The organism is Halobacterium sp. BOL4-2, assembly GCF_016917835.2.
GTDB classification, from domain to species: Archaea; Halobacteriota; Halobacteria; order Halobacteriales; family Halobacteriaceae; genus Halobacterium; species Halobacterium salinarum.
This window is the reverse complement of the sequence record NZ_CP070332.2, coordinates 1,011,534-1,038,274: the sequence shown is the minus strand read 5'-3', so window position 1 is coordinate 1,038,274 and position 26,741 is coordinate 1,011,534. Positions and strand designations below refer to the sequence as shown.

General features: G+C 69.6%; 27 protein-coding genes. 10 read left to right on the top strand and 17 right to left on the bottom strand.

Annotation, left to right across the window (positions count from 1 at the left end; all coding sequences use genetic code 11):
- Positions 1-16 precede the first annotated feature (16 nt).
- A complete protein-coding gene (hisD, locus tag JRZ79_RS18770; protein WP_205251951.1) occupies positions 17-1,294 on the bottom strand; it encodes a histidinol dehydrogenase in 1,278 nt (425 codons plus the stop codon).
- Between the two features lie 87 nt (positions 1,295-1,381).
- Between hisD and JRZ79_RS18765 the strand changes: the two genes are divergently transcribed.
- Entirely contained in the window at positions 1,382-2,674 is a 1,293-nt protein-coding gene (locus tag JRZ79_RS18765) for a methyl-accepting chemotaxis protein (protein ID WP_231546277.1), read from the top strand.
- Between the two features lie 48 nt (positions 2,675-2,722).
- Positions 2,723-3,073: a hypothetical protein gene (locus JRZ79_RS18760; protein ID WP_010903047.1), complete on the top strand. Its 351-nt coding sequence runs from the start codon at positions 2,723-2,725 to the stop codon at positions 3,071-3,073.
- 338 nt (positions 3,074-3,411) lie between these two features.
- On the opposite strand, the gene JRZ79_RS18755 is transcribed toward JRZ79_RS18760, so the two are convergent.
- Complete coding sequence (locus tag JRZ79_RS18755) at positions 3,412-3,663, bottom strand: hypothetical protein (protein WP_010903046.1); 252 nt, start codon at positions 3,661-3,663, stop codon at positions 3,412-3,414.
- 100 nt (positions 3,664-3,763) lie between these two features.
- On the opposite strand from JRZ79_RS18755, the gene JRZ79_RS18750 reads away from it, so the two are divergent.
- Positions 3,764-4,711, top strand: a complete 948-nt coding sequence (locus JRZ79_RS18750) for a D-2-hydroxyacid dehydrogenase (RefSeq protein WP_205251950.1) — start codon at positions 3,764-3,766, stop codon at positions 4,709-4,711.
- A 90-nt stretch (positions 4,712-4,801) separates the two neighbouring features.
- Here JRZ79_RS18750 and asd read toward each other — a convergent pair whose 3' ends face one another.
- From asd to cofD, 5 genes are all read right to left on the bottom strand, one after another.
- The gene (gene asd / locus JRZ79_RS18745) at positions 4,802-5,833 is read right to left on the bottom strand and encodes an aspartate-semialdehyde dehydrogenase (protein ID WP_205251949.1); all 1,032 of its coding nucleotides are present in this window, start codon (positions 5,831-5,833) and stop codon (positions 4,802-4,804) included.
- 46 nt (positions 5,834-5,879) lie between these two features.
- Positions 5,880-6,059: a 30S ribosomal protein S17e gene (locus JRZ79_RS18740; protein WP_010903043.1), complete on the bottom strand. Its 180-nt coding sequence runs from the start codon at positions 6,057-6,059 to the stop codon at positions 5,880-5,882.
- 85 nt (positions 6,060-6,144) lie between these two features.
- Positions 6,145-7,137, bottom strand: a complete 993-nt coding sequence (locus tag JRZ79_RS18735) for a deoxyhypusine synthase (RefSeq protein ID WP_205251948.1) — start codon at positions 7,135-7,137, stop codon at positions 6,145-6,147.
- A 130-nt stretch (positions 7,138-7,267) separates the two neighbouring features.
- Positions 7,268-7,999: a tRNA-dihydrouridine synthase gene (locus tag JRZ79_RS18730; protein WP_205251947.1), complete on the bottom strand. Its 732-nt coding sequence runs from the start codon at positions 7,997-7,999 to the stop codon at positions 7,268-7,270.
- Between the two features lies 1 nt (position 8,000).
- Complete coding sequence (cofD, locus tag JRZ79_RS18725) at positions 8,001-9,011, bottom strand: 2-phospho-L-lactate transferase (protein WP_205251946.1); 1,011 nt, start codon at positions 9,009-9,011, stop codon at positions 8,001-8,003.
- 91 nt (positions 9,012-9,102) lie between these two features.
- Here cofD and JRZ79_RS18720 point away from each other — a divergent pair, with 91 nt between their 5' ends.
- A complete protein-coding gene (locus JRZ79_RS18720; protein ID WP_205251945.1) occupies positions 9,103-10,251 on the top strand; it encodes an AI-2E family transporter in 1,149 nt (382 codons plus the stop codon).
- Here the strand turns inward: JRZ79_RS18720 and JRZ79_RS18715 are convergent.
- On the bottom strand, positions 10,248-10,493 hold the full coding sequence (locus JRZ79_RS18715; protein ID WP_205251944.1) for a hypothetical protein: 246 nt from the start codon (positions 10,491-10,493) through the stop codon (positions 10,248-10,250). The two genes, JRZ79_RS18720 and JRZ79_RS18715, sit on opposite strands and share 4 nt — an antisense overlap.
- 3 nt (positions 10,494-10,496) lie before the next feature.
- A complete protein-coding gene (locus JRZ79_RS18710; protein WP_010903037.1) occupies positions 10,497-10,775 on the bottom strand; it encodes a PadR family transcriptional regulator in 279 nt (92 codons plus the stop codon).
- Between the two features lie 139 nt (positions 10,776-10,914).
- Between JRZ79_RS18710 and JRZ79_RS18705 the strand changes: the two genes are divergently transcribed.
- Positions 10,915-11,211 (top strand): amphi-Trp domain-containing protein, encoded by a 297-nt coding sequence (locus JRZ79_RS18705; RefSeq protein ID WP_205251943.1) that lies wholly within the window; start codon positions 10,915-10,917, stop codon positions 11,209-11,211.
- A 210-nt stretch (positions 11,212-11,421) separates the two neighbouring features.
- On the opposite strand, the gene JRZ79_RS18700 is transcribed toward JRZ79_RS18705, so the two are convergent.
- The 3 genes from JRZ79_RS18700 to JRZ79_RS18690 are packed head-to-tail and all read right to left on the bottom strand — an operon-like array spanning position 11,422 to position 13,204.
- Positions 11,422-11,568 (bottom strand): hypothetical protein, encoded by a 147-nt coding sequence (locus tag JRZ79_RS18700; protein ID WP_010903035.1) that lies wholly within the window; start codon positions 11,566-11,568, stop codon positions 11,422-11,424.
- 58 nt (positions 11,569-11,626) lie between these two features.
- Complete coding sequence (locus JRZ79_RS18695) at positions 11,627-12,538, bottom strand: DUF1028 domain-containing protein (protein ID WP_205251942.1); 912 nt, start codon at positions 12,536-12,538, stop codon at positions 11,627-11,629.
- Between the two features lie 30 nt (positions 12,539-12,568).
- A complete protein-coding gene (locus JRZ79_RS18690) occupies positions 12,569-13,204 on the bottom strand; it encodes a hypothetical protein (protein WP_231546276.1) in 636 nt (211 codons plus the stop codon).
- A 93-nt stretch (positions 13,205-13,297) separates the two neighbouring features.
- Here JRZ79_RS18690 and JRZ79_RS18685 point away from each other — a divergent pair, with 93 nt between their 5' ends.
- Positions 13,298-14,002 carry a TFIIB-type zinc ribbon-containing protein gene (locus tag JRZ79_RS18685; RefSeq protein ID WP_205251941.1) on the top strand — a complete coding sequence of 235 codons (705 nt, stop codon included), beginning with the start codon at positions 13,298-13,300 and terminating at the stop codon, positions 14,000-14,002.
- Positions 14,003-14,036: 34 nt separating this feature from the next.
- On the opposite strand, the gene JRZ79_RS18680 is transcribed toward JRZ79_RS18685, so the two are convergent.
- Both JRZ79_RS18680 and glyA read right to left on the bottom strand, forming a co-directional pair.
- Positions 14,037-14,930, bottom strand: a complete 894-nt coding sequence (locus JRZ79_RS18680) for a tetrahydrofolate dehydrogenase/cyclohydrolase catalytic domain-containing protein (RefSeq protein WP_205251940.1) — start codon at positions 14,928-14,930, stop codon at positions 14,037-14,039.
- Between the two features lie 172 nt (positions 14,931-15,102).
- Positions 15,103-16,350 (bottom strand): serine hydroxymethyltransferase, encoded by a 1,248-nt coding sequence (glyA, locus tag JRZ79_RS18675; RefSeq protein WP_205251939.1) that lies wholly within the window; start codon positions 16,348-16,350, stop codon positions 15,103-15,105.
- A 113-nt stretch (positions 16,351-16,463) separates the two neighbouring features.
- On the opposite strand from glyA, the gene JRZ79_RS18670 reads away from it, so the two are divergent.
- From JRZ79_RS18670 to JRZ79_RS18660, 3 genes are all read left to right on the top strand, one after another.
- A complete protein-coding gene (locus JRZ79_RS18670) occupies positions 16,464-18,179 on the top strand; it encodes a CHAT domain-containing protein (RefSeq protein WP_205250790.1) in 1,716 nt (571 codons plus the stop codon).
- A gap of 77 nt (positions 18,180-18,256) precedes the next feature.
- Positions 18,257-19,075 (top strand): DUF5821 family protein, encoded by an 819-nt coding sequence (locus JRZ79_RS18665; RefSeq protein ID WP_012289323.1) that lies wholly within the window; start codon positions 18,257-18,259, stop codon positions 19,073-19,075.
- Positions 19,076-19,148: 73 nt separating this feature from the next.
- Positions 19,149-20,903, top strand: a complete 1,755-nt coding sequence (locus tag JRZ79_RS18660; RefSeq protein ID WP_205251938.1) for a YcaO-like family protein — start codon at positions 19,149-19,151, stop codon at positions 20,901-20,903.
- Positions 20,904-20,913: 10 nt separating this feature from the next.
- Here JRZ79_RS18660 and JRZ79_RS18655 read toward each other — a convergent pair whose 3' ends face one another.
- The gene (locus tag JRZ79_RS18655; protein WP_205251937.1) at positions 20,914-22,056 is read right to left on the bottom strand and encodes a DUF63 family protein; all 1,143 of its coding nucleotides are present in this window, start codon (positions 22,054-22,056) and stop codon (positions 20,914-20,916) included.
- A 149-nt stretch (positions 22,057-22,205) separates the two neighbouring features.
- On the opposite strand from JRZ79_RS18655, the gene JRZ79_RS18650 reads away from it, so the two are divergent.
- Positions 22,206-24,254 (top strand): 5'-nucleotidase C-terminal domain-containing protein, encoded by a 2,049-nt coding sequence (locus JRZ79_RS18650; protein WP_205251936.1) that lies wholly within the window; start codon positions 22,206-22,208, stop codon positions 24,252-24,254.
- Between the two features lie 47 nt (positions 24,255-24,301).
- Here the strand turns inward: JRZ79_RS18650 and JRZ79_RS18645 are convergent, their stop codons facing one another.
- Positions 24,302-24,700, bottom strand: a complete 399-nt coding sequence (locus JRZ79_RS18645) for a thioesterase family protein (RefSeq protein ID WP_010903023.1) — start codon at positions 24,698-24,700, stop codon at positions 24,302-24,304.
- A 72-nt stretch (positions 24,701-24,772) separates the two neighbouring features.
- Positions 24,773-26,575: a DEAD/DEAH box helicase gene (locus tag JRZ79_RS18640; RefSeq protein WP_205251935.1), complete on the bottom strand. Its 1,803-nt coding sequence runs from the start codon at positions 26,573-26,575 to the stop codon at positions 24,773-24,775.
- Between the last annotated feature and the right edge of the window lie 166 nt (positions 26,576-26,741).

Genomic DNA, 26,741 nt, shown 5'->3' with positions numbered 1-26,741 from the left:
AGGCGTTCGGTTCGGTTTACTCGTCCTCGAATCGAGCGTCGACGCTGGCCGCGTGCCCCTCAAGTCCCTCGGCGTCGGCCAGCGTGGTCACCGTCTCCCGGAGCGCCGCCAGCCCCTCGCGGTCGAGGCGCTGGACCGTCGTCGACCGCAGGAACGTGTCGACGCTCAGCCCGCCGGTGACCCGTGCAGTCCCGTTGGTCGGCAACACGTGATTGGTGCCGGCGGCGTAATCGCCGGCGGCAACGGGCGCGTACCCGCCGAGGAACACCGAGCCGGCGCTGTCGATGCGGTCCAGCAGCGCCTCGTCGTCGCTGGCCTGGATCGAGAGGTGTTCGGCGGCGTACTCCTCGGCGAACATCACGGCCTCGCTCATCGACCGCGCGGCGAACACGCCGCTGGCCTCGTTGTCGAGGGCGGCCCGAATGGTGTCGGCGCGTTCGCGGTCGTCGAGGCGGGCCGCAACCGCGTCGGTGATCGCGGCGGCGGTCGCCTCGTCGTCGGTGACGGCAACCACGCTCGCGTTCGGGTCGTGTTCGGCCTGCGCGAGCAGGTCGGCGGCGACGAACGCCGGCTCCGCGGTTTCGTCCGCGAGCACGAGCAACTCGGAGGGGCCCGCCAGGAAGTCGATCTCCACGTCGCCCCGCACCTCGGCTTTGGCCGCCGTCACCCACTTGTTGCCGGGGCCGACGACCGTCTGGACGGTGTCAACCGTCTCGGTGCCGTACGCGAACGCGCCGATGGCCTGCGCGCCCCCGACCTGGTAGACGCGGTCCGCGCCCGCGACGTGCGCCGCCGCCAGGGTGACGGGGTTGATCGTCTCGGCGGGCGGCGTCGCCACGGCCACCTGTTCGACGCCCGCCACTACCGCCGGAATCACCCCCATCAACACCGACGACGGGTACGCTGCCGTGCCGCCGGGTGCGTACACGCCCACCCGCCGCACGGGCCGGAAGCGCCGCCCCAGCTCCCGCCCCGCAGCGAACGACTCCCGCCAGTCGTCGGGCAACTGGGCCTCGTGGAACGCCCGGATGTTCGCCGCGGCGTCCTCGATGGCGTCGTACACGTCGTCGGGCACCGCGTCAGCGGCGCGCTCCATCTCGTCGGTGACGTCCAGGTTCCCGACCTCGACGTCGTCGAACTCGCTGGCGAGCGCCCGCAGCGCAACGTCGCCCTCGCTCTCCACGCGGTCGAGGATTTCCGCCACGTCCGAGCGCACGGCGTCGACGCCGGCGTCCCGTTCGAACAACGCCACCCGGCGGTCCGGCGCGAGGTCGGCGACGGCTTCGTACTCCATACGCCGGCTTCGATCCCGCACCGTTAGTGCGTTTTCATCGCACACAACCACCGAGACGCTTATTTATGTGTCATTCCTACCCCATCTATGTCGATTGCCGCACTGGACGCCGACGACATGGGGGAGGAGGTGTGGCGCGGCGCACTCAGTCAGTTTTTCACGGCGTTCCCGGAGCCGCTGTTCGTCGTTGACCGCGACGGGACGGTCGTGCTCTGGAACGACGCCATCGTGGAGATGACGGGCGTCGAGGCCGCCGACGCGGTCGGCACCCCCTCGATCGAGCTGTTCGGTACCGAGGGGGAGACCCAGACGCTGGCCGAAGCCGTCCTGGAGCGCGGCGAGGCGATCCGAGAGACGTCGGTTCGAACCTCGGAACTGCCTGCAGGCGCCCAGCACGCCAAGGCCTCGGCGACCCCACTGCGCAACGACGGTGCGGTGATCGGGGCCGTGGAAGTTCTCACCATCGTGACCGACGTGGTCGAACAGCGCGAGCGCGTGACACGCGCACAGCGCACGCTCACTGACGACGTGGAGGCAGCCGTGACGGAGCTGCGGGACGCCGGCGAAGGAGTCGCCGACGCCAGCCAGGAGATCAGCGATCTCGCCGCCGAACAGGCAAGCGACGTCAACGACATCGCCGCCGACGTGTCGGATCTGTCGGCCACCATCCAAGAGGTCGCCGCCAGCGCCGACGAAGTGCGCCAGCGGAGCACGGAAGCACGCGAACGGGCCGAGGCATCCCGGGAGGCAGCCGAGCGCGTGCTGGCGGCCGTGGAGGCGTTCGCCGACGCCGGGGACACGGTCAGCGTGAACACCGCGTCGCTGCGCGAGCACCTCGACGAGATCGACCAGCTGGTGGACGTGATCAACGACATCGCCGACCAGACGAACATGCTGGCGTTGAACGCCAACATCGAGGCCGCCCGCGCCGGCGAGGACGGCAGCGGGTTCTCGGTCGTCGCCGAGGAGGTCAAGGACCTCGCCGAGCAGTCCCAACAACAGGTCGGCGACATCGAGGCGCTGGTCGCGGACATCGAAGCCGACAGCGAGGAAACCGCGAAAAGCGTCGCCGCGGCCAACGATCAGGTGTCCTCGGCGCGCACCGCCGCCGAGGAGCTCGTCGAGAACCAGGACGCGATCGCCAGCGCGATCGGGGAGACCGCGGAGGGCATCGCGGAGATCGCGGCCGCCACCGACGAGCAGGCCGAAACCGCCGCGGAGATCTCCGCGGCGATCGACACGGTGGTCGAGCGCGCCGACGCCGTGGCCGACGAAACGGCCGACGTCGCGGCCGCGAACGAACAGCAGACGGACATGCTGTCGGACATCGAGCAGTCGGTGCGTGACGCCGAACGCGTGCTCACGAGCGACGACGAGTGACCGCCTGGTTGGTGGATTTTTTGCGCCGCCCACCGTACCCCCGGCCGTATGTCCGTTCGAAATCGGCTGCACGGCTGGCAGACGATGTTCCACATCGAGTTGCTGTACGGCGTGCTGTTCATCGGTGGGTTCGCGGTACTCGTCTACCGCTTCGACCCGCGGGTTGCGGCGTTCGAAGCCGGTCTGGTGGTCGGGTATATTCTGCGCGTCTGGGAGAAGATGTCGATCTACGAGCGCGCCATCCAGGACGCGGTCTCCGAGGCCGCCGAAGAGCAGGTCCAGGCCGAAGCCGAAGCGCGCGTCGGCGACGAGGTCGAGTCGCGGGTCCCGGACGCGGTCTCCGAACAGGTGGCCGCCGAGCTCTCCGAGGAGTCCACCGGCAGCGACGCTGAGCGCTGACGCCGCGCCTACAGCGCAGGCTGGGCGGTCAAACGGTGTTCGAAGGAACGGTGTCGCCCGCGACACTAACGACCGGCCTCATCCGTGGGCGGCACGCCCTGTCGGCCGGGAAACCCTCGTGGCGGGCGGGCGGGGTCGTCGACCCCGCCAACTGCCGGGGCGGCGCAAGCCACCGCGGCGCGGGACCGGAACACGGCCCCGACGTCGTGTGCCGGCGTCAGCCGGCCGTCGGTGATGTCGCACGCCGGGGTTCTCCGGGCGGTCATCGCGGCCGCATGGCCGTACTCGGCCGGGGACAGCGGCGTGCACGCATGGTATCAGGCCACGAACAATCAGGGTTACGACTCGCCGTGCCCGGAGCCACCCCCGCGGTCGGTGTCGGTGAGCGCGTAAATCTCCTCTCTGGACTCACAGAGGCCGCAAACGCATTCCGCAACGCCCTGGTCGGCGAGCTCCGCGAGGGCGTCACGAGCCTGCGGCTCGCTGAGGCGGCCCTCGTCGGCGACTTCCACGGGGGACAGCGGGCCGCGGTTGTCGAGGACCACGCGTGCGAGCTTGGCGGCACAGGAGAGGCCCTGTGGCTGACTCATCACGTCATGCTATTGGAGGTGAGTGAAAAACCCTTCGCAAAGCGGCGAGGACGGTGGTTGTCGCGGAACGCTTACACCGCGGGGTGCCGATCACTCAGCCATGACCGATGTCGTTGTCCTGCGAACGGGCACGCATGGACTGGCCGTTGATGAGTACGCCGACGCGCTCCGGGACCGCCTGCCCACCCGCGACGTGGCGGTGGCCCGCACGCCCGCCGCGGAGCGCGACCTGGTGGCTGACGCCGGCGTCGTGACCGGTGCGGCGATCGACCGGGACCTCCTCGACGCCGCCCAGAACCTGGACGTGTTCGCGTGTGCGTACGCCGGCTACGACCACCTGCCCATGGACCGGCTGCGCGAGCGCGGCGTGGCGGTGACGAACGCCGCGGGCATCCACGCACCCAGCATCGCCGAGCAAGTCCTCGGCTCCGTGTTGACGTTCGCGCGGAACCTCCACGAGGGGTGGCGGCGACAGCAGCGCCGCGAGTACCGCCACTACCAGGCCCACGAACTCGGCGGCTCGACGGTCACCATCGTCGGCCTGGGCGCGATCGGACACGCAGTCGTCGACCGCCTCCAGGGCTTCGACGTCGACACCATCGGCGTCCGGTACACCCCATCGAAGGGCGGCCCGACAGACGAGGTCATCGGGTTCGACGACGCGGCGGTCCACGACGCCCTCGCACGCACCGACTACCTCGTGCTCGCCACGCCACTGACCGACACCACGCGCGGGCTCATCGACGCCGCGGCGTTCGACACGCTCCCTCCCGAAAGCGTGCTGGTGAACGTCGCACGCGGTGGCGTCGTCGACACCGACGCGCTGGTTACGGCGATCCGCCGGCAGTCGATCCGCGGTGCCGCTCTCGACGTGACCGACCCCGAGCCGCTGCCCGAGGACCACCCGCTGTGGAACTTCGAGAACGTCCTGTTGACGCCACACAACGCCGGCCACACGCCCGACTACTGGCCGCGACTCGCCGACATCGTCGCCGAGAACCTCTCCCGCCTGGACGCCGGCGACTCGCTCGAAAACCGCGTGGACTAGCCCTCGACGGAGCCGAGCCAGGCGAACAGGCAGCCGAACAGGGACACGAAGGGCGCGACGTACACTCCGATCCCAGCGGCGTGCCCACGCTCAGACCCAGCCCTCGCGGGCGAGCAGTTCGCCGTTCAGGATGCTCGCGCCGGCCGCGCCCCGGATGGTGTTGTGCGCGAGGCAGTTGTACTGGATGCCGGTGTCGGTGGTCTGGATGCCGCCGGCGGCGATCGCCATGCCGTCGCCGCGCATCCGGTCGAGGCGGGGCTGCGGGCGCTCGGGGTCCGCGAAGGTCTCGATGAGCGGGTCGGGCGCGCTCGGGAGGTCGAGTGTCGGCGCGTCCTCGAAGGCGGCCGCCACGTCCGCGGGCGCGGGGTGGTCGCTGGTTTCGACGAAGACGTTCTCCAAGTGCCCGTCCAAGGTGGGGACGCGGTTGCAGGAGGCGGACACGACGGCGTCGTGGTGTTGGACTTCGGCCCCCGTGAACTCCCCGAGGAGCTTCCGGGATTCGGTCTCCATCTTCCGCTCCTCGCCGCCGATGTGGGGCACGACGTTGTCCAGGATCTCCATCGACGTGACCCCCGAGTAGCCCGCCCCGGAGACGGCCTGCAGGGTCGCGACGTGCACGCGATCCAGGCCGAACTCGGTGAGGGCCGCCAGCGTGGGGACCATCGTGATGGTCGAACAGTTCGGGTTCTTCACGAGCGCGCCGTCCCACCCGCGCGCGTCGCGTTGCACGTCGATCAACCCCAGATGGTCGGCGTTCACCTCCGGCACCACGAGGGGCACGTCGCCGGCGCGGCGCTCGTTGCTCGCGTTCGAGGAGACGACGAACCCAGCCTCGCAGAGGGCCGGCTCAACCTCCGCCCCCACGTCGCTGGGCAGCGCCGAGAACAGGAGGGCCGTGTCGTCTGGGATCGCAGCCGGCGTGGTCGGCTGCACGGGCAACTCCGCGATGGACTCCGGAACCGGCGTGTCGAGCCCCCAGTTCGCGGCGTCACGGTACGTTTCACCAGCGCTGTCGGGGCTGGCAGTCACGACGGACAACTCGAAGGTCTCGTGCCCGGCGAGCAACTGTACGAAGCGCTGTCCAACCGCGCCGGTCGCACCGAGTACGCCAACTGTGGTCATACCCCCGTTTCAGTGGGAGTGCGTGATACCACTTTGGGTCGCAGTACTAGTTGCGCTTGTGCGTGATGTAGCCCGCGATCCGGTTGCGGACGTTCTTCGACTCGATGTTGGTCAGCTCCGTGACGGCGTCCTTGTTGTGCTCGAAGTCCTCCCGGGAGAACGCATCCTGGTATCGCTCCATGAGGATGTTCCCCGTCTTCTTGACGTAGTCGGGCTTGATAGCCATACAGCCCGTTTGCCCCGCCGCTCGTTAAAAGGATTCGCTTCGCGTGCAGCGCTCCAACAGCCCCCGTTGCCGTCGGACGCCGACGTTACGGGTTCTCGAACGCACCCGCAACCAGCAGGGGGAACACCAGCGTCGCCTCGGCTTCGATCAGCGCGTAGTTCGGCTCCGCGTCCTCGTCTTTGATCTTCCCCCAGGAGACCGCCTCCTCGGGCGGTGCGCCGGACAGCGACCCGTCGCCCTCCATGCCCGTGGAGATGTACACCGCGTAGTCGGCACCGCCGCGGAACAGGTTCGTCATGATCGCGTGGTGTTTCGGCACGCCCGCGCCCACACAGATGAGCCCCGTCGTGTCGGCCAACAACCCCTCCTCGATGAGGGCGTCGTAGTCGTCGAGGATCTCGATTCCGACCTCGCTGTCGTAGCCCTGGCGGTAGTAGTAGAGGAAGTTCCCGATCTCGGCGTCCGTGAGCGCCGGGCAGAACACGGGGATGTCGTTGTCGGCGGCGTTTTTCAGGATCGAATCCTCGTCGTCCAACGTCGCCCCGAGCTCCCGGGCGAACGCGGTTGGGGTGCGGACCTTCTGGTCGGCGAAGAACTCCTCGAAGAAGTCGTAGAGATACTCTTCGAGCCACACGTAGCGGTCCGACGGCACGAAGATGTTGCCCAGGCGGTTGATCCCCTCCTCGCGGAGCGCGGCCTCGTCGACGTCCCAGTCGCCCATCTTGAACGGTTTCGCCGTCTTGATGACGTCCTCGGTCAGCGAGCCCGACGTGGTGATGATGACGTCCACGTAGTTCTCCCGCACGAGGTGGGCAACGACCTCCCGCAGCCCCGACGAGACGATGTTCGACGTGAGCGTCAGATAGATCGTGGCGTCGTCCTCGCGCATCTCCCGGGTGATGTCGACGGCGTCAGCCAGGTGGGAGGCCTGGAAGCCGGTCGTCGCGTACGAATCGAGCAGCTCGAAGAAGTCGAACTCACCGCTGAAGTCGTAGCCCCGAACGTCGGGCGTGTCGAGGTCCTCGTCCGAGCCCGGCACGACGTTCTCGTGCGTCTCGTCGGCGTCGTCGCCTGTCATACAGTGGGATTGTGGGCGCGCGGATTTGAACGTCCCGACATCGCGTGGCCGGCCACGCTGTGCGTGGCTCCGCTGGCCTACTGCAGAACCGACCCACGCGCGCCGTGACAGCCCACCCTTCGGATGGGCGTCACAGCAGCCACTCCTTGACGGCGGCGTAGACGGCGCGCACGCGCTCGGGGTCGCGGCTCGGCCGGCCAACGCTGACCGCGTCCGCGCCGTACGAGAGGTACTCGAAGACGTCGTCCCGTGTTCGAACGCCGTTGTTCGCGACGACGAACAGGGCGGTGGCGTCGGCGACGTCCCGAACCACCCGCCGGGAGTCCATCGCGTCGACGTGGATCGCAGCCGCGCCGGCCCGCTCGATGGCCTGCGCGAGCACGGGCAGGTGGACGCCCTGCACGCCGGCCCGCACTTTCACGGAGACGGCGGCGCCCTCGTCGCTGGCCGCCCGCACCTGCTCGCAGAGCCGGTCGGTGTCCCGGAGCAAGGTCTCGCCGGCCCCGGCGTCGCACAGCTCGTCCTGCCGGCAGTGCGCGTTCACCTCCAGGATGGCGTCGTGGGCGGCGCAGACGGCGGCGACATCGCGCAGCGGGCCGAGGCGCACCGCCCGGACGTTCACGGCCGGCCGCAGGAACGCGTCGTCGAGCTCACTGAGCTGGTCGTCGACCCACGCCACGGGATCGGCGGGCAGGAACTCCTCGCGATCCCGGTCGACCATTGCCCGGGCGGCCTCCCGGGTCGGTTCGTCGACGGCGATGCCGCCGAGGAACACGCCGCCGGCGTGTTCGCCCGCCGACATCGCCCACTCGGCGTCCGCCTCGCCGCTGAGGCTGGCGAGCGCGAGCCGCGGCGCGAACACGTCAGGCCACCTCCCCGCTGGCGGCCACGAGCGCGTCCCGGCAGGCGCGGGCGACGCGCTCGGCGTCGGCCTCGGTGTCGAGGCTGGTGTCCGTTCGAACCACGGGCCGATCCAGGTCGGTGCTGTCGGCGGTGTCGAGGACGAACGCGTCCGCGAAGTCGTAGGCGTCGGCGACCCCCGCAGTCGACGGGTCGTGGCCGACAGCGGCCATGAGCTTCGCGGCGGGGCCCGAGAACACCTCGTCCTCGACGAACGGGGAGACGGCGACCACCTGTGCGTCCCGAAGTGCGTCCGCGATGCCGTCCAAAGCGAGCATCGGGCCGATGCTCGTGACGGGGTTCGAGGGGCCAACGACCACGGGTCCATCCCGGATCGCTTTGATCGCTGGTTGTGCCGCGGTCGCGCGCTCGCCACCCCGGAACTCCACGTCCTCGACCGTGGGGTCGCCGTGCTCGGCCACCCAGAACGTCTGGAAGTGTTGCTCGCCGTCGGGCGTCTGAACGATCGTCGCCACGGGGTCGTTGCTCATGGGCACGAGGTCGACGCTGAGATCGAAGGCGTCGGCGAGCCGGCGAGTGACTTCGGTGAGCGTGTGCCCCTCGTCGAGCAGGCCCGCGCGCAGCGTGTGCACGGCGCGGTCGCGGTCGCCGATGAACATGAACTCGCTGGCGGCCGAGAACCGCCGCCAGCGCGCGATGTCGCGGCCGGCGGTCTGCGCGTCGTCGGGCAGATACCGGGGCGTATCGGGGTCGATGTCGGCTGCGGCGGCGAGGTCCGTGAGGTAGTCGTGGGTCGTCGACCCGTCGTCCGCGATCCCCCACCACGTCTCTCGGTCGAGAACGCCACCACCCTCGAAGAGCACGGTGTCGAGGTCCGGACACACGAGCAGTCCGCCGAGCGCCACGTCGTCGCCGGTGTTCCCGACAACCGTCGTTTCGGCGGGGTCGAACACCCTGCGGGCGCCGGCGAGGAGCTTCGGCGTGCCCGTCCCCCCGGCCAGGAACGTCGTCATGCGAACGCCTCGGGGAGCCGGCGAGTAAACGCTTCCGTCCGACGGTCCGGAGACAGCAGGGATTTATGCACGCACCGGCGGTGCCAAACGTATGGGAGACACGCGCATCGATCGCGGCCGCGCGGCGTGGTGGGCCATCGGCGCCACGCTGACGGCCGCCCTCGTGTACGTCGTGTACACGTTCGTGGGAACGTTCGTCCTGGGGTTCTTCCTGTACTACGCCACACGCCCGGTGTACCGCCGAGTGGACCGCCATCTGCGGTCGTCATCGGTCGCCGCCGTCGTGTCCCTGCTGGTGCTTGCACTCCCGGTGGTCGTGTTGCTGTCCTACACCACCGCGGTCGGGATTCAAGAGCTCACGAGAGTGCTCAACGCACCCCAGATCGACCTCACGACCGTTGAAGCGCTCGTGCAGCCGTACGTCGACGTTTCAAGGGCCGTCCAAGACCCACAGTCGCTGCTCGGCCAGCCGTCGGTCCGCGCGGCGATCAACACCACGCTGCGCAGCGCCGGCCAGTACGCCGGCTTCCTCGGGACCGCGTTCGTCCACCTGTTCGCCGTGATCACGATCGCGTTCTACCTGCTGCGCGACGACACGCGGCTGGCGGAGTGGTTCCACAGCCGGTTCGCCGACAGCGACGGCGTCGTGCGCGCGTACACCGCCGCCATCGACGCCGACTTCTCGAACATCTTCTTCGGGAACATCCTGTTCGCGTTCATCACCGGCGTGATCGCGTCGATCACGTTCAACGTCCTGCAGATCGTCTTCCCCAGCAGTCTGTCGATCCCGTATCCGACGCTCATGGGGCTGTTGACGGGCGCTGCGAGCCTGATCCCAGTCGTCGGGATCAAGCTGGTGTGGATCCCGCTTCTGGGGTGGCTGGCAGTCGCTGCGGCCCGAAGCGGGGGCGGCTACGGGTTCGTCGCCGTCTTCGGCGTGGTTGCAGCGGTGGTCATCGACTTCATCCCGGATCTCGTCGTGCGCCCCTACGTCTCGGGCCGAGACCTCCACCTGGGCCTGGTGATGCTGGCGTACGTGTTCGGACCGCTCATCTGGGGCTGGTACGGCATCTTCCTCGGGCCGATGGTGCTCGTGTTCGTGGTGCATTTCGCCCGGCTGGTGCTCCCGGAGCTGGTTGCGGGCGAGGGTATCGCGCCGGTGCCCGCCGGCGCCGACGACACACCGGCGTCTGAGGCCGACCCCGAGAGCGCCGCCGACCCGGACGACACTGCGGCCTAATCGAGTTCGGTTCCATCGTGTGGGCAATGCGTGACCGACGGGGTCCGGGTGGTGAATCCACACTCGGGACACCGTCGGGTGCGGGGCGACGACCGCTCGCCGCGCCGCCGCCGAAACAGGAACGGCACGAACGGCACCGCGAGGACGAACACCGGCAGGTCGAACACCTGCCAGGCGACGACAGAGACCGCGAGGCTTCCGGCGACACCGACCGCCGCGGTCGCGAGCCGCGCAGCCACCATCCGTCAGGACTGACCGACGTACTGGGTTTCCCACTCGCGGCGCGCCTCCAGCTCCCGGGTGCCACGATGCGTGAGGGTGTAGTAGTTCGTGCGCTGGTCGAGTTCGCCCTTGTCGATGAGCCCCTTCTCGACGAGGGTGTCGAGGTTCGGGTACAGTCGTCCGTGATGGATCTCTGATGTGTAGTACTGTTCGAGTTCGTCCTTGATCGCCAGTCCGTGGGGCTCATCTAACCCCGCAACAACGTACAAGAGGTCTCGCTGAAACCCTGTCAAGTCGTGCATATGTCTTGGATCCGGTACTAGTTTCGTGGCTCGGAGTATAAGACTGGTGGCCTCAACCGGGGGTGATCTCACCCGTGGCGCGCCGAGTAGCCGGTGGTTCGCCCGCGATGTTATACGTGCTGAGCGCGTTGGAGGCTACATGACGGAAACCGTCCTGTTCGAATCCGAGTCCACGCAGTCGCGTGCCGACGTCGCCGCCTACCTGCGCACCGTCGCGCACAGCCTACAGAACAACGACACGATCACGCTGTCGGCCGGCGGGGACACCGAAACCGTCGATCCGCCGGCGTCCGTCGACTTCGAGGTGAAAGCCGAACGCGAGACGACGGGGGGCAGCGGCCCCGACGAGCTCAGCATCGAGTTCGAGCTGGAATGGGACGACGCCGACCACAGTGCCGACGGCGAGACGACCGACACCGGACTCGACATCTCCTGAACTCGCGCCGGCCGGCGTGACATCCGGAGCCGGGATACGGGCGCTGCTGCGCGAGTCGTCACAACGGAAAAGGATGCGGAGCCGGAAACCCCGGCCCCGCAGCCGCCCTGAATTGGTCCCCGCTGACGCTTCGGCCCTCCAAGCGAAGCGTCACCTAATCCGAAGTGACCGACCATCATAAATCTGTTCCTGGCGGTGGTGATACGGTGGTTACATGTGTTCCTCTTCGAGCGCCCATCCGAGCGCCCGGCGGTAGTACGTGAACATCTCCCGGATGCCTTCGTGGCTCATCTCCTCTGACTCCAACTCCTCGACCAAGAACTCGTACTGCTCGCGGATCTCCTCCTCGTCGCGCATGCCACCCGGTAGCAACTCCAGCAGTAAGAAACGCCCCCTCCGAGGGCCCGGCCACCCGCTACGTGCGGTCCAGCCGCGAGATCCCCTGCCAGATGGCGTTCACCAGGCGGTCCTCGCCCTCGCCGGCGGCGTCCGCCCAGCCGCGTGCGAGTGCGTCCTCTAAGGCATCCAGATCGTGGTTCTCGAAGTTGTTCACCGCCTGGAACGCCGCCAGCGCGTCGCGCTCGGCGTCCCCGAACGCGCGGCCAGGAGCGCCGTCGTAGAACCCCAGCTCGGACAGCGCCGCCAGCACCGACTCGGCGGTGTCACCCGCGAGTTCGCGGTACTCAGTGGGGGCGACACGCTCCAGCAGCGTGATGTCGTAGATGTGGAACACCCGTTCGAGCTCGTCGATGGGGTGGTCGTGGTCGTCGACGCGCACGTCGATCCAGCGGTCGTTTCCGCCGTCGTAGCCACCCCCGGGCTTGGCGACGTACAGGGCCGCGCCCTGCTCGCCACGCTGGTCGCCGCCCGCGTCGTTGCCGGCGTGGAGCGCCGCCAGCAGCCGCTCGGGCAGCCCGCCGTCGGTGTCCTCGAACGTGTCGGCCATCGCGTCGACCGTCGCCCGGTTCGCCAGGATGTTCCCCTGGGCGGTGTAGTGGTCGCCCTGCCGGTCGCTGGCGTGGTCGACGCACTCCGCGCCCGTGAACGCCGCCACGGAGCCGTCCTGGCCGACGACCCCCACCTGCCGCTGTGGGGCCTCGTCGTCAGCGCTCGTCAGTTCCGCGACGACCTCGTCGGCCGAGTGTCCCGCCCGCAGCAGGTCAAGCCCATCGGAGCCGTACGCGACGTTCGCGAGGCTCTGGGTGGCGATGGCACCGGCGTCCGCGCTCGCGAACGGGACGACGGAACCGACGGCCACGAACTTCGACTGGACGGCGACGCCGACCGCGTCGGTCTCGGGGTCCCGCGCGACGATAGAGAACGTCATGGGGCACGGTTGCCCGCGCCGGGCAAAAGACTACGGCTCGGCCACCTCCGTTGCCGTCTTCTCGGCGGTCAGCGGCTGGCGGCTCGCCAGCGCCACCGGGAACGCCGGGTGTTCGACGAGGTGCCACAGCACCATGTGTCGGCGGCCGGCCGTCAGCCCCGTGGCCGAGCGGTCCTCGGCGGTGAACGTCTCGGGAAGCCGCCGGCAGCGCCCCCGGAGCGCGTCGAAGCTCTCGAAGACCTTGCGGTTCCCGGCGGAGTCCGCGCCCCGGCGCTCGACGACGTAACCGCCGTCGGGCCGCCGCACGCCCGCCGTGTTCATGAACGACTCGCGGGCAGTCAGCGCGTCGGAACGCGAGTCCCGTAGCTGTTCGGCGTCGTCCGTCGGGAGCACCAGTTCGACGGACACCTCGTCGCCGACGCCGACGGTCACGTCGCCAACGCCCTCGGCCTCGCCGTACTGGCCGTACAGCCCGTACCGGAACTCTTCGAGGGCGTCTCCGGCGTCCAGCTCGCCGAACTGGAGGCCCGCTGAGAACGCGTCGAGGACCGCCTCGCGTCCGGTCTCGGAGAGCAGTGCGGCGGCCTCGGTGGCGGTGGCCGCGTCCTCGGCCGCGAATCGGGCGGCGAACTCGGTGGCCGTCGCTTCGGGGTCACGTGATGGCATATGCCGGGGTTCCCGACGCCGCAGGAAATAGGTCGGTGGTCTGTCAGACGCCGAGCCACCGGAGTTATCCCGCCACCCGGCCAACGCCGGAGTATGGACGTGCGCGGCGAGCGCGAGTGTAAGTCGTGTGGGACGCGCTGGTCGTATTTCGAGACCGGGAGCGTCGAGTGCCCGAGCTGCGGGAGTCGCCGGAGCGTCGGCGTCGGCGAGCGCGAGACGCACACCGATACCGCCGACGCCCTCGACCTGACCGCGGCCCAGCGTGCGGGCTCCGAGGACGTGCTCGACGCCCTCGAACCCGCGACGGAGGCGTGCCGCGAGTACTGTCGGTCCCGCGGGTTCGTCTCCGGCGGCACCCTCCTGGACCTCGACGACACCTACCTCGCCGCCGCGGAGCTGTGGCGCGTCGGGGTGGTGCTCGCGGGCCAACACGCGATTAACGACGACGAACAGCGCCACGTGGTTGCGTTGCTGCACGGGGCTGCCGACGGTGACCGACCCACACCTGCCGCGGTGCCGGCGTCGCTGCGGGGGCCTCGGGGGCTGGCGGCTGCGGCGGCCGTCGACGCCTACCGGACGGACGTTCGGGCGTACTGTGGTGGCGACGTGCCGATGCCCGAGCGCGACCTCCTGGAGCGCGCGCGAGAGCACGGTCGTCGAGTGGACGCCCTCGACGGCGAGGTGGACCCCCAGGACAGCGCCCGCCTCGTGGCGGCGGTGCGGGCGATCGGGGACGCGCTCCGCGGCGACGAAGCGGGGATCGAGCGCGCCCGGACACGATTGAACGCGCTGGGGTGACAACCGAGAACAGTCCGGTCGCGGCCGCTGGCGGTCAGGGGAGCGCGACCGCAACGCCGGTCTGCTCGCTGGCGGCCGCCAGGGTGTTGTACAGCAACATCGCCCGCGTCATCGGGCCGACGCCCCCAGGGACCGGTGTGATGTCGCTGGCGGCCTCCGCCGCCGAGTCGTAGTCCACGTCGCCGACGAGTTCGTAGCCCTTCTCGGTGTCCGCGTCGACGCGGTTGATGCCAACGTCGATGACGACCGGGTCTCCGGAGAGCATGTCGCCGTCGATCAGCTCGGGAACCCCGCAGGCCGCGACCACGACGTCAGCTCGCCGGGTGTGCGCGGGGAGGTCGTCGGTGTGGCTGTGGCAGATCGTCACGGTGGCGTTGCCGCCGGCGGCCTTCTGTGCGAGGAGGTTCGCCAGCGGCTTCCCGACGATGTTCGACCGGCCGACGACAACGACCTCCGCGCCGTCGGGGTCAACGCCCTGGTGTGCGAGGAGCTTCTGGACGCCGTGGGGCGTACAGGGCTTGAAGCGCGGGGTGCCGCCGACCAGCTTCCCGACGTTCTCCGGGTGGAAGCCGTCGACGTCCTTCGCGGGGTCGACCGCGGAGAGCACGCGCTCGTCCGGGACGTGATCGGGGGTCGGGTCCTGGACGAGGATGCCGTGGACGTCTTCCCGGGCGTTCAACTCGGCGACGGTGTCGAACAGCGTGTCGGCGGACGCTTCGGGGTCGATGCGGACGTCCTCGGCGGCGATCCCGACCTCCTCGCAGTCCTGTTGTTTCATCGAGACGTACGTCTCGCTGGCCTGCTTGTCGTTCATCAGTACGGTCGCCAGCCGTGGCGTGACACCCGCGGTTTCGAGTGTCTCGACGGCCCCGGTGAGGTCCGCGCGCAGTTGCGCGGCGACGGCGTCGCCGTCGATGATCTCGGTCATGCGTCTCCGTCCGCGGCGGCCGCCCTTGAATATGGCGGTGTATGCATAAACTGGTGTTTTCCAGATTACTTGTATCCACAAACATGCATTATCCGGGTGGGGCGTGCATCAGATTCGCGTCGGCGGTCGCCGGCTCGCAGCGTACGTGGCGAGAACAGCGCCCGCAGTCAGGTCACTCGTACTGCGGGTACCGCTCGCAGAGGTCCGCAACGGTGTCGGCGACATCGGCGTACACCGACTCGTCGCCGAGGTTGTCGATGACGCGCGCGATGCAGTCCGCAACCGTCTCCATCGCGTCGGCGTCGAAGCCACGGGTCGTGAGCGCCGGCGTGCCGATGCGGATCCCGGAGGGGTCGAACGCCGACCGCGTCTCGTCGGGCACCGTGTTCGCGTTCAGTACGATGCCGACGTCCTCCAGTTCGCCCTCCACGTCCCCGCCGGAGATGTCGGGGTGTGACTCGCGGAGGTCGACGAGCACCAGATGTGTGTCGGTGCCCCCGGAGACCAGCGAGAAGCCGTGCTCCTGGAGGCGCTCGCCGAGAACGGCGGCGTTCTCCACGACCTGCGCGGCGTACTCCTCGAACGCCGGGTCGAGCGCCTCGTTGAACCCCACGGCCTTCCCGGCGATGTTGTGCATCAGGGGGCCGCCCTGCGCGCCCGGGAACACCGCCGAATCGATGTCGTCGGCGAACGCCTCGTCGCACATCACGATCCCGCCGCGGCCCGCCCGGATGGTCTTGTGCGTCGATCCGGTGACGAAATCCGCGACGCCGACCGGGGAGGCGTGTTCGCCCGCCGCCACCAGGCCCGTGATGTGCGCGATGTCGGCCGTGTGCAGCGCGCCGACGGCGTCGGCGGCCGCCTGGATGCGCTCCCACTCGACCTCCCGGGGGTACGCCGAGAACCCGGAGACGATCATGTCCGGCTCGAACGCGTCGGCGTGCTCGCGCAGCGCCTCGTAGTCGAGGCGCCCCGTCTCGGCGTCGACCTCGTACTGCTCGACCTCGTAGAGCTGGCCCGCGAAGTTCGCGGGGTGGCCGTGGCTCAGGTGGCCGCCGTGGGTGAGATCCAGCGAGAGGATCTTGTCGCCGGGCGCAAGCGTGGCGAAGTAGACGCCCATGTTCGCCGACGACCCGCTGTGGGGCTGGACGTTCACGTGGTCGGCCCCGAACAGCTCCTTGGCGCGCGCGACGGCGAGCTCCTCGACGTCGTCGGCGTACTCGCAGCCGCCGTAGTATCGCGACCCCGGATACCCCTCGGCGTACTTGTTCGTGAGCTCGCTGGATTGGGCTTCCATGACCGCCTCGCTGACGTGGTTCTCGCTGGCGATCATCGCGAGCGTGTCGTTTTGCCGGTGGCGCTCGCCGGTGAGCGCGTCGGCGACCTCCGGGTCGACCTCCCGAACCTCGTCGTAAGCCATACTCTCAGGGGGTGGCGCACGGGCCATAAGTCTACCGAGCACGCGCGCACGCAGTGGCGTCCTGTTTGTGCCACGATAGAAATATATGCGATGGCGTCGAACCGGGCTGGTACGTGACCAAGCGGCAGTCGCCGGGCGGTCGGCGCGTGACCGAGTCGGCACCCGACACCATCACCGTCCCGCGGTCGATCGCGGGCGTTGCGGCGAGCATCACGCACGCTGGGGCCGCCCACGAGACCATGGGGCCGGCACGAAGCCTGCAGTCAAACCGGCAGCGACCGCCGGCCGTCGCGTTCGGCGACACCTACTCGATTCCCGACGCAGTCGCGAACGCAACCCCAGCGACCGGTATCGAGGTGCGCCTGCCGTCGTCGCTGCGGTCGGTGTTCGTGACCGCGCCGCTGGCGTTCTACCTCGGCGCGACCGTGACCGTCGCGCCGGACGCCGACCCAGTGTTGCGCGCCCCCGACCACGGTGTCGTGTGGCCGCTCGATGACCCGCCGACTGCCGTGCCAGCGGTGCTTTCGCGGGTGTTCTGGCTCGACTGCCTGGTTCGGGAGGCGACCACTGACGGCCCGAGCGCGACCGAGACGGCGTTGCTGGACGACCTCGATCTGGACCCGGCCCGGCTGGCTGCGGCGTCGCCGGCCGGCCGGCTCGCCGCGTACCTGGAGACCCCCTTCGAGCGTGTCGCCGACCGGGTTCCGGACTGGCATCTCGGGATGCACGTTGCGCCCACCTACGAGCACGCGACGACGCTGCCGTACCTACTGGACCGGCTGGCGTTGGTGTTCCCGCCGGAAACGGCCAGCCTGGAGCGCCAGGAACTCGTTTCGCGGTCGCTGGATGACTTCTACCGGGGCGCACCGGGGCCGGTGGCGAGCGTCGAGATGGTCGATCCGGTCGACCGCCCGGGTCGCATGCAGGGGTGGCTGGCCGACGGGATCCCCGTGGACGCGTTCAAATCACATCCGGCATCGTACCGCAACCACGACGAATACCAGCGCGACGCCGACCGGGACGCGATCTCCGTGGCGGTCGTGCTCAACGACCGCGACATGGCCGGCGAGCACGACGCAGTCGCGGACATCTACGAGTCGCGCGCCGGGGACCTCCCGATCGACGTCACGCTCCACGAGCGGCTCACGCGCACCGAGCTGACAGAGGTGCTCACCACCCACCACGAGTTCGTCCACTACATCGGCCACTGCGCGGTCGACGGGCTGCGGTGTGCCGACGGCCACGTGTCGGTCGCGGATCTGCCGGCGCTCAACGTCGAGACGTTTTTCCTGAACGCGTGCGGGTCGTTCCACGAGGGATTGGCGCTCGTGGAGGGAGGGAGTGTCGCCGGTGCGGTCACGCTGCGGAAGGTCCTCGACGCCCAGGCCGCGAAAGTCGGCACGGCGTTCGCCCGGCTGCTGCTGGCTGGGTTCCCGATCGCGTTGGCGCTCCGACTGGCACGGCGCCGGATCCGCATGGGCAAAGACTACGCCGTGGTCGGGGATGGGACGCAGACGCTTGCGGTGACTGACGACCGCGAGACCGGCGTTGCACACGTCGACGCGGTCGACGGTGGCGATCAGTACCGGGTGGCGTGGACGGATCACTCCATGGCGAATCACGGCGGCGGCACGCCGACACCGCTGTTGGCCGGTGGGAACCGCCGACTCGGCGGCAACCAGGTGACGTTCACCGCGTCCGCAACCGAGTTAGCCAGGACGCTGCCACGGGTGGACGCCCCGGTCGTGCTCGACGGACAGTTCTACTGGGCCGACGAGGCTGCGGCGGTCGTCCGTCCTGCCCAACAGAATTGCGGGGACTTCGACTGAACCATCCGAAAAACCGCGTTTTCCACCGCATGCGTCCGATAAAATTAAATAGCCACACACCATACCGGTGGGTAGAGATGACAGCAAATCTTCTTGGTACAACTGTCGCCGACACCCTGGAGGGAGTGTTCGGTGACGACCCCGACGAGCTCTACGTCGTGGATCCGAGCCGTCACGCCGTCGAGGCGCTCGTCGAGGCCGCAAACGACTACGACACCCCACTGCCGACGCTGCGCGTACTCGCCGACGAACGGACGCTCAAAGACGTCATGGACGACTTCATCGTGGCGAGCACCGCCGCGAACCTCGTCGAAGACGGGTCGCTGGCGCTTCGCACGGTCGACGTCGAGAACCGGTCGCCGATGCTCGTCACCGAGGAGCGCGCCATCGCGTTGCTCGAAACCGGGCGCTTCGTTGGCGGGCTGGCCACCGACGACGACGACCTCGCCGAGACGGCGTACGATGCCGCAAACACCGACTGGGCGGCCGCCGACGAGTTCGCGCTCCGCACGCCCGCGATCGACCGCGTCCGGGAGACGCTGGGCGACGACATCAACGCCGATGTCGGCGACGACTTCGACGACGTGCTCGCGTCGCTTGAGACGGCGCGCGGCGACGGCGAGGGCCTGGACGAGGTCACGATCAGCCTGCTGGTCGCCGCGAAGAACCGCGAGCTCCTCTACGACATCAGCAAGTGGGGCGAGGACGTGGGGATCGCGTCGAAGGCAACGTTCTCGCGGACGAAGACCAAACTCGAGGATCTCGGCCTGGTCGACACCGAGAAAGTCCCGATCGACGTCGGGCGACCCCGGCTGCGGCTGAAGCTCGCCGACGACCGCCTCGAAGACGCGCCGGCCCCCGAGTTCGCGAACGTCGCGGAGTCGATGCTGGCGTAACCCGCTCCCGCAATCCCTATTGTTTTGGCGTCGCCGCGTCTCCCAGCAGGCATGCCAACAGAGGCCTGGACGGATGACTGATCGCGGTGGTGCCGACGACGGCCCGGTGGTGGCCGTGGTCGGTGATGGGCCGGCGGTCGGGGCCGTTGAGAGTGCGCTCGCCGATTGTGCTGCAGCCATCACCGACGGGGTTGCGGGCGCGGACCTCGGTGTGGTCGTGGGCGTCGCGGGCGCTGCGGGGGTTCGCGGGACGGCGGCGACCGCACGACAGCACGACACGCCCCTGGTGACCGTGGAAGTCGGCGGGCTCGGTGGCGTCCCGCTTGCCGACGTGGACGCCGGTGTTGCACTGCTCTCCCCAGCGGGACCGTGTTTCGAGTGTTTGTGCCAGCGCGTCGAGGCAGCGGCGCCGTCGCGCGCCGATGACGCGGCCGCTGACCGGCCGGCTGTCCGGCTGGCGGGCGCGCACGCCGGCCGGCTCGCGGTCGACGCGCTTCGCGGCACCGCATCGCTGGGCACGGTGATCGAACTCCCGCACGCCGAGCGCACGGTTGCGCCCGTACCTGGCTGCGCGTGCGCGCCGGCCGATCGGGACACGGCGGTGCCCCGCGACGGGGCGTCGCTGCCGCTTGCGGACGCGCTGGCGGCGGCCGACCCCCTCGTCGACGACCGCGTCGGGATCGTCTCCCAGGTGGGGGAGCGGGAGTCGTTCCCCACGCCGTATTATCTGGCCCACGGCGCCGACACGTCCGGGTTCAGCGACGCCACGGCGGCCCAGCAGGCCGCCGGTGTCGATCAGGACTGGAACGCCGCGTACATGCGCGCGGTGGGGGAGGCGCTCGAACGGTACAGCGCGGGCGTCTACCGGACCCGCGAGTTCGAAACACACACGCCGGATCACGACGCCGCCGTCCCGCCGTCGGCGTTCGTGAGGCCGGCGTCGGGTGCCGCCGGTGACACAACCCAGTGGGTGCGCGGCGAACACTTGCAGACCGGGACGGACGCGCTGTTGCCCGCGCCCCGCGTGGTGTTCCCGCCACCGAACCCGGACAGCGGCCATCCCATCACGACCGGGCTGGGGCTCGGCACCGCCGGCGCGGACGCCCTGCTGTCGGGGCTCTACGAGGTGATCGAGCGCGACGCCACGATGCTGGCGTGGTATTCGACGTTCGAGCCGCTGGCGCTTGCGGTCCCGCTGCCGTCGGACACCGCCGACGACGATACGCCGGCCGATGCGTTCGCCGCGTTGGCCAGGCGTGCCCGGGCGGAGTCGCTGTCCGTGACGCCGCTGCTGTGCACCCAGGACGTCGACGTGCCGGTGGTCGCTGTTGCGGTCCACCGGGAGGCGTGGCCGCAGTTCGCAGTGGGGTCGGCGGCCGACCTCAACGCCGAGGCGGCGGCCGCCGACGCGCTCGCCGAAGCCCTCCAGAACTGGATGGAGTTGCGCGCGTTGGGGCCCGAGCGGGCCAGCCAGGAGTCCGGCGCGATCGGCGCGTACGCCGACCGACCGCCCGCGGCCGAGGCGTTCATCGACGCCGACACGACCGTGCCGGTCGACACTGTGGGGCCGGCGGACCCGCCGACCGACCCGGCGTCGGAGCTCGCGGCCGTCTTGGACGCAGTTGCCGACGCCGGCCTGGACGCCTACGGCGCGCGCCTCACACCCCGGGATGTCGACGCCGCCGGCTTCGAGGCGGTGCGCGTGCTGGTGCCGGCCGCCCAGCCGCTGTTCGTCTCCGAGCCGTGCTTCGGTGAGCGCGCCCGCAGCGTGCCGTCGACGCTCGGATTCGAGCCGCGCCTCGACCGCCGGTTCCATCCGTTCCCGTGACCGGGTGAGGCTAGATGCCGAACGTGGCCCGGATCATGTCTCGGGTGCCGGGGCCGAGGCCCACCGCCAACACGGCGACGAGCATCAGCGTGGTGTACCGGGGGGCGTCCGCCCGCAGCTCCTCGTTGAACAGGGACAACACGAACAGGACCGCCGCGACCTTGAGGAGGATGAACGGCCACGTGTCGCCGATGAGGTGGGTGACCGACTGCGGCAGCACGGCGTTGGTTGCGTCCACGATGTACGCGTTCAGCGGGTGCTTGGAGATCAGGTCGCCGCGCGGATACCCCAGCTCAGCGCCCCAGTCGAGGCCCACGACGTTCGCGACGCCGTCGATGGCGTGGCCCCACAGCACGACCGCGCCGACGGTTTCGGTGCCGCTGGTCACGCTGGGCAGCCAGCGCCGCGCGGCCGCCCAGACGACGGCCGTGATGACGGTCGCACCGCCCAGCGTGAGCACGGTGAACACCGGAATGAACGTGATGTAGTCGTGGCTGGCGGCGAGCACGCCCAGCCCCAGCAGCGTCGCGGCCAGCAACACACACCCGATGCCGGCCAGCGGCCGGTGGTACGTTTCGACGGCGTCGGTCCGGCGGGCGACGGCGACGGCGGCCACGACCGCCACGAGCGTCACCGCGAACATCACGACGTAGATGACGGGGCTGATGATGAGCGTGTTGGTGGGGTACGAGAGGAACGGCTGACCGGTGGTGCCGAACAGCTCGGCGGCGTTGTTGGCGTCCTCGACGACGCGGACCACGCCACCGAGCAACACGAACGGGGTCAACGCGTACACCAGAGCCAGGCTGTCCGCGATGCGCAATCGCTCAAGCAGGAAGTGCACGCCCACAAGCGCCCCGAGCAGCGTGGCCGCGTATCCGACCTCCGAGACCAGCGTGTACCCGGGGAACGCGACCGGGCCGCCTGCGCTGGCACACGCGCCCTTCGTCGCGAGCAACTCGACGGCACCGCCGTTCCAGGCGGCGCAGTGTGCGCCCTGTGCGTCCGCGACGACCGGCCCCCAGAAGTACTGCCACACGAACCCGCCGTAGACAGTGTCCGGGAACACGACTGCCCCGCCGACGAGTGCAACGACGACACAGCCGACGGCCGCCGTCCACGCGCGCTCGGCGGTGGTGTCCGGGAAGGTCATGTCCCTACCGGTGTCCGGGGCGGAGTTTACGGTTGCGGTCTCCACCGCCGTCCCGTATGCACGACCGCGGATAGGTCCGCGGGGATCGCGCGGAATGTGTGGCGATAAATGATCACACTTAATGTGCGGGTGCGGGACACCCAACACGCATGCGAACCGCGATGACGCTGCTCGTGGCGAGTCTGTGCGTGCTGTCGGCAGCGGTAGTGCCGGCGGGCGCAGCCCAGGCGTCGACCGACGCCGCGACCGGGACCACCGCCCCGCCGGTCGCCACGGACGCCACCACGGCGCAAGCGAACAACACCACAGTGACGATCCTGTCGTACAACGACATCCAGACAGCCGCCGCGGAGAACGACAGCCTGCCACGGTTGGCGACGCTGGTCGCCGAGCGCCGGGCCGCCCACGACAACCCGACGTTCGTGTTCGGCGCCGGCGACGAGGTCAGCCCGCACTCGCTGTCGCCGCTCACGAAGTGGCAGACGCCCGTCGACACGCTGAACGTCATCGACCCCGACGCCGAGGCCATCGGCAACCACGACCTCGACTTCGGGTTCGAGGCCGTGGCGAACTTCTCCGAGGCCTCGACGTTCCCGTGGCTGATGGCGAACATCGTCGACAGCGAGACCGGCGATCCGATCCCGGGCACCGAGCCGTACACGGTCGTCGAGAAGCAGGGCGTGCGGGTCGGCGTCATCGGCCTCGCCGACCAGAAGATCAAGCCCAAGACGGCGGTCGATTTCGCCGAGCAGGGCTACGAGCTGCGCGACTACGCCGCAGCCGGCAGCGAGTACGCCACCCAACTGCGGACCGAGGAGGACGTCGACGTGGTGGTCGTGCTCGGGCACTTCGGCGTGCCGGTCGCAAAGCAGCTCGCAAACGAGACCGAGAACGTCGACGCGGTGCTGGTCGGCGACGACGAGATCAAATACCCACCCGCGGAGACCAACGGGGTCGTCATCAGCGAAGGCGAGGCCCGCGCGAACTACCTCGGCGAGCTCAACCTCACCGTCTCCGACGACGGGGTCACCGACTGGGAGGGGCGGCTCATCGACACGCAGAACGCAACCCACAACGAGACCGTGAGCACGCTCATCGAGGACGCGCGCGGCGAGGAGCTCGCCCGGGTTGCGGGGCGGACCGAAACCACGCTCGACGCGCGGTTCGCGTCCAACTACCACGACGAGACGGCGCTCGGGAACCTCGTGACCGACGCGTTCCGCGCGAAAACCGGCGCTGACGTTGCGGCCACGAACGCCGGCGGGATCCGGTCGAACAGCCAGTACGGCCCGGGCAACGTGACCGCCGGGAACGTCTACAACATGCTGCCGTTCAACAACCACCTGGTCACCATGCGGCTGACCGGCAGCGAGCTGACGGCGCTGCTCGAAAGCCAGGTTGAGACGGTGGGCGACGACGGCGCGTACGACCCCCAGGCGAAACTCCAGGTGAGCGGCGTGACCTACGAGTGGGCGACCCACGCGGACGCCGACAGCCTGGTCCGGGACGTGTCAGTCAACGGGACGCCGGTGGCTCCGAACGCGACCTACAACGTCACCGTGAACTCGTATATGGCCGGCTGGGATTCGGTGGCCAACGCGACCGTGCTGAACGAGGAGTACACGCTGTACGGCACGGTGCTGTTCGACTACATCGACGCCCAGGGCACCGTTTCGCCGGCCGACACCGACCGCATCCGGCGCGTCGACGCCACCGCCGACGCCGGGACCGTCTCCCTCGACGGTGCCGGCGACGCGGCGGTGTCGTTCGCCATGCCGTCGACCAACGCGACCGTCGACACGCAGGCGTTTTACGCGCTGAACGCGGTCGGCGAGCGGGTGAACGCCACCCGCACCACCGTGTCCGACAACGGCACCGTTTCGGTGGTGTTCCCGGACAGCAGCCTCAGAACGCTCGCCGCCGACGGCGACGGTGACATCGACGTGTACGGCCACTACTCGGTTGCCGGCCGCGAGTACGGGTACTTCAACGCGTCCGTGGTGAACGCCGACGTGACGGCGACCATGGCGTCGTCGAACGGGACCGCGACGACCGTCGACCTGACCGCGGAGACCGACACCACCACAACCCCGCCTGCCGACACCGACGCGGGGACCGGACTGCCAGTGCCGGGCTTCGGGATCGGCGTGGCGGTGCTGGCGGTGTTCGGTGCAGCGCTGCTGGCGAGTCGCCGATAACCACCCACAGCCGTCGGTTTTTTCGCTGCCGTCGCGGGGCCGGCCAGCTACGCTTCGATGGCGTCGATGGCGCGCCGCCAGTCGTCGGGCACCGACCGCGGCTGACCGGTGTCCGGGTCGAGGGCGACCTGGACGGTTTCGCCCGTGGCGACGACGCCGTCGTCGTCGCGGACCTCGTAGGCCATCGTGAAGCTGGTGTCGCCCACGTGGGTGATCGATGCGCCGACCGTGACCGTGTCGGCGAACTCAACGGGGCGGTTGAAATCGACGGACAGGTTCACCACGACCATGTCCAGGTCCGTGGGTGCGCGCCCGATGCCGTCGGTGAGATACGCGAACCGGGCCTGCTCCATGTACGTCACGTAGACCGCGTTGTTCACGTGCCCCATCGTGTCGTGGTCCTGGTAGCGCACGTCGACGGTCTCGGTGAATGCGAACTCAGTCATCACCGACGCTGGGGTGGGGGAGACGCATAACGCCGCTGGTTCCGGTCGACGGAGCCGGACGGCTGCGGGCGGTCACGGCGAGTGGCTGGCGTCGGATTCGGTCACGCGGACGCCCTTCGTGGAGAGGTGGCGCATCCGGCTGCGGGCGTGGTCTTCCTCCTCGGTGCCGCGGGTCGCCAGCACGAACAGCAGCGACTGGCTGCCGGGGCGCATGGTGCGGCCGGCGCGCTGTGCGCCCTGCCGGCGGCTCCCGCCGAGCCCGGAGGCCACGACCGCGAACTCGGCGTCGGGCAGGTCGATGCCCTCGTCGCCGATGCGGGACACCACGAGGGCGTCCAGTGCGCCCGTGCGGAACTGATCGAAGTGGGTTTCGCGCCTGCTGTGTGGGGTTTCGCCGTTCACGAACGGGGCGTCGAGGCGCTCGGCGATGCGCTCGCCCTGGCTCAGGTAGTCGACGAACACCAACGCCTGGGTGTCGGCGTGCTGGTCGACGAGGTGCTCGATCTCGGCTTCCTTGGCGGGGTTTTCGGCGGCGAGCCGGCGGCGGGTGTGCCCGCTGGCGGCGGCGTACTCGTAGCGGTCGTCGTCGTCGCGCCACGGCACGTACCGGATCTCGACCTCGGGCTCGGCGACGAACCCGGCGTCGAAGAGGGCGTCCCAGTCGGTGCCGATGGGGCGACCAACGAGCGTGTAGATGTCGGCCTCCTTGTCGTCCTCCCGGACCGGCGTCGCGGTCAGCCCGAGGCGGTGTTTGCTCTGGAGGCTGGCCGACCGGCGCGCGACCTCGGCGGGGATGTGATGGACTTCGTCGTAGACGATGAGCCCCCACTCGCGGTCGTCGAAGACGTGGCGGTGGCGGTCCATTCCGGCGGTCTGGTAGGTTGCGATGGTGACCGGGCGGACGCGTTTCTCGCCGCCGTGGTATTCGCCGATCTGGTCGCCGGTCAGGCTGGTGTTCGCCAGCAGCTCCTCGCGCCACTGCGTGGCGAGTTCGCGGCTGGGAACGAGCACGAGCGTTTCGCCGCCGACGGATTCGAGCGCGCCCATGGCGGCGACCGTTTTGCCCGAGCCGGGCGGCCCGACGAGCACGCCGGCGCTGGCGTCCTCGAAGCGGTCGACCCAGTCCTGCTGGTACGGCCGCAAGTCGAGGTGGAGGTCGACGGCCAGTGGCTCCCCGGATTCGAGGTCGCGGTCGTCGCGGACGGGGTAGCCGGCCTCGTAGAGCGTGCGCTTGAGGGGCGCGACCTGCTCGGCGGCGACCCACGCTTCCGTGTCCGAGATCGGGGCGCGGAGCACGTCGTCGTCGAGTTTCTGCTCGGCGACGTTCCCCAGGAGGCTGTCGGTGGCGGCTTCCAGGACGACGTAGCCGTCGTCGTGGGTGCGCAGCCGGAACCGGGTGGCGCGCGTCCACTGCTCGCGCACCCACTCGACGAGCGTCGGGCAGTCCCGGGGCAGCAGTTCCGTGACGGCTGCCACGAGGTCTGAGAGGCTGTCGAAGGGGGCGGCCCACACGTCTTCGGCGCGCACCTCGTAGCGGTAGCTCCCCGTTCGGGTGGTGTCCGTGAGGTGTGCGACCCGCGAGAGCTGGGCGCGCGTGAGCTGGCTGGGCTGATCGACGATGATCTCGCGGCGGTCCGGGAACGGCACGATGCGCTCCCGGTCGGTGAGCTCCAGCCAGTCCCGTGGATACCACACCACGGGGTCGGGTTCGACGTTCGCGCGTTCGACCTCGCCGTCCGCGGCGAGTGTGGCCAGGGCGTCGGCGGCCGCGGCCTGCGTGCAGTCGAGTTCGCGCGCGATCTGTTCGGCCGTCGCCACCGGCCGGCCGACGCCCTCCAGCGCGTCGAGGAACCGGTCCTTGGAGATGTCAGTCACTGGGCGCGGGTAGGTCGCGGACGGGAAAACGGATTTCGCTTAGCCGCGGCCGCGGGGTGGCGCGGACGCCGGTCACATCTAGACGTTGAACTGTCGGGAACTATTTTGGTACTGCGCGCAGTAGGCAGGAGTATGTCGGCAACCACCCGGCTTCGCTGCCATCAGT